The organism is Weissella sp. DD23 (genome assembly GCF_001579105.1).
GTDB classification, from domain to species: Bacteria; Bacillota; Bacilli; order Lactobacillales; family Lactobacillaceae; genus Weissella; species Weissella cibaria.
In genome coordinates this window covers 141,913-143,367 of the sequence record NZ_KQ970394.1, presented here as the reverse complement: position 1 = coordinate 143,367, position 1,455 = coordinate 141,913, and the positions used below count along the sequence as shown (strand labels likewise).

Here is a 1,455-nt window from a genome sequence, read left to right as displayed (position 1 = left end):
CGCAATGAGCGAGGTTAACTGACGATCAACATACTGGTGAATTTCAGGCAAGGCTAGCCACAATTGCTTCCACGCAATTGCATCACGTTCATTGACGCTCAACAACGCGTGCATCAGCTGCGTTTGCGCGGCAAAAATTGGCTCAGCCAATGCAGCAATCGCTTCAAAGTTTTCTGGATTGCGCTTGTGTGGCATCGTTGACGACCCAACTTGCCCGACAAACGGCTCAGCTAATTGCTGATTTTCCGTGCTAGCTTCGTTATAGAATTGCCGACCAATTTTGGCTAACGTTGCCCCCAACATTGCCAATTCGCCAGTGTACGCCACCAAACGATCGGGTGCGTTGTGCCATGCAACGGTCTCAGTTTGTAAATGCAACTCAGCCATCAAGGATTCTTCAACCGCAATTCCGGCCATACCAAGTGCCGAATGCGATCCAACCGCACCAGCGAAGACGCCTGTTAATGTGTCGGCCTTCATCTGCGTTAACCGGTCAACGTGTCGCTGAATTTCATCTAGGTAGCGTGCTAAAACAAACCCAAATGTAATTGGCACCGCATGCACATTATGTGACCGCGCCATATATGGCGTTTGGGCATACGTCTTGGTTAACGTTGCTAATTGCTTACGTAACGTTGCCAGAAGGGATTCGTACCGTTCATAGTGATCAGCAGCTTGCAAAACAAGTCCTGTATCTACAATGTCTTGGGTGGTTGCCCCAAAATGCACATACTCACCAGCTTCTGGGCCAGCGATGCGCTGCATTTCTTGAATTAATCCCAACAAGGAATGTTGTTTTTCGTGTGAAATCTGGGCAATTCGATCAATGTCTAAATCGCCGAACGCCAAGTTCACAATCGTGTCAGCTGCGCTTGCGGGAATTACACCCTTGCGCACCTTCCACCTTGGCTAGCGCTTGTTCCACAATAAATTGCTTCTCCAACTTGGCCTCTTCAGACCAAATTTGGCGCGCTTTGTCCGTCGAAAAATTGCCACCAATCACTTCATAGTCGATTGGATGTGCTGCCATGTTTGATACCTCCGTTTTTTCGGCTTGTATTACAACGACGATTATTCTGGACCCACTACTTTGTTTTGACAAATAAAAAAGTGTTATTGTCATTTAACCCACTAAATCAGTATTGAATTCGCACCGCCAGTAGCGCGATAATTAGATAAAGCATCATTCATTTAGAGGGAGAATTACAATGGCTGATATGACTAAATTGGCACGGCTATTCCAGTGGGCCTTGGTCCCTGTAATGGTTGTGTTGTTAATTCTAGAGATCGTTCACGGTAGCACGTCCTGGTACGGGGTCGCCTTTCAACTTATCTTGGCAGTAGCTTTCACTGTCATGGGTCGCAGTAGCAACATTCGCATTTACTGGCTGGTTGCATTTCTGGCGTTGGTAACGGCTGTCGTGAATGTTACTCACTTGTTATAGAAGCACCAAT

Annotated in this window: 3 protein-coding genes; 1 reads left to right on the top strand and 2 read right to left on the bottom strand. The window is 47.0% G+C overall.

Annotated elements, in window-relative coordinates; all coding sequences use genetic code 11:
- Both WEIDD23_RS08105 and WEIDD23_RS13665 read right to left on the bottom strand, forming a co-directional pair.
- Positions 1–897 (bottom strand): lyase family protein (locus WEIDD23_RS08105; RefSeq protein WP_062358901.1); only part of this gene is annotated, 897 nt, incomplete at its 3' end.
- The gene (locus tag WEIDD23_RS13665) at positions 863–1,030 is read right to left on the bottom strand and encodes a hypothetical protein (RefSeq protein ID WP_010370185.1); all 168 of its coding nucleotides are present in this window, start codon (positions 1,028–1,030) and stop codon (positions 863–865) included. The genes WEIDD23_RS13665 and WEIDD23_RS08105, both read right to left, overlap by 35 nt.
- 178 nt (positions 1,031–1,208) lie before the next feature.
- On the opposite strand from WEIDD23_RS13665, the gene WEIDD23_RS08100 reads away from it, so the two are divergent.
- Positions 1,209–1,445, top strand: coding sequence for a hypothetical protein (locus WEIDD23_RS08100; RefSeq protein ID WP_010370189.1), 237 nt, complete (start codon positions 1,209–1,211; stop codon positions 1,443–1,445).
- The last annotated feature ends 10 nt before the right edge of the window (positions 1,446–1,455 follow it).

Coding starts and splice junctions, on each gene's coding strand:
- WEIDD23_RS13665 (WP_010370185.1), bottom strand. CDS start 1,030: ATGGCAGCACATCCAATCGACTATGAAGTGATTGGTGGCAATTTTTCG.
- WEIDD23_RS08100 (WP_010370189.1), top strand. CDS start 1,209: ATGGCTGATATGACTAAATTGGCACGGCTATTCCAGTGGGCCTTGGTC.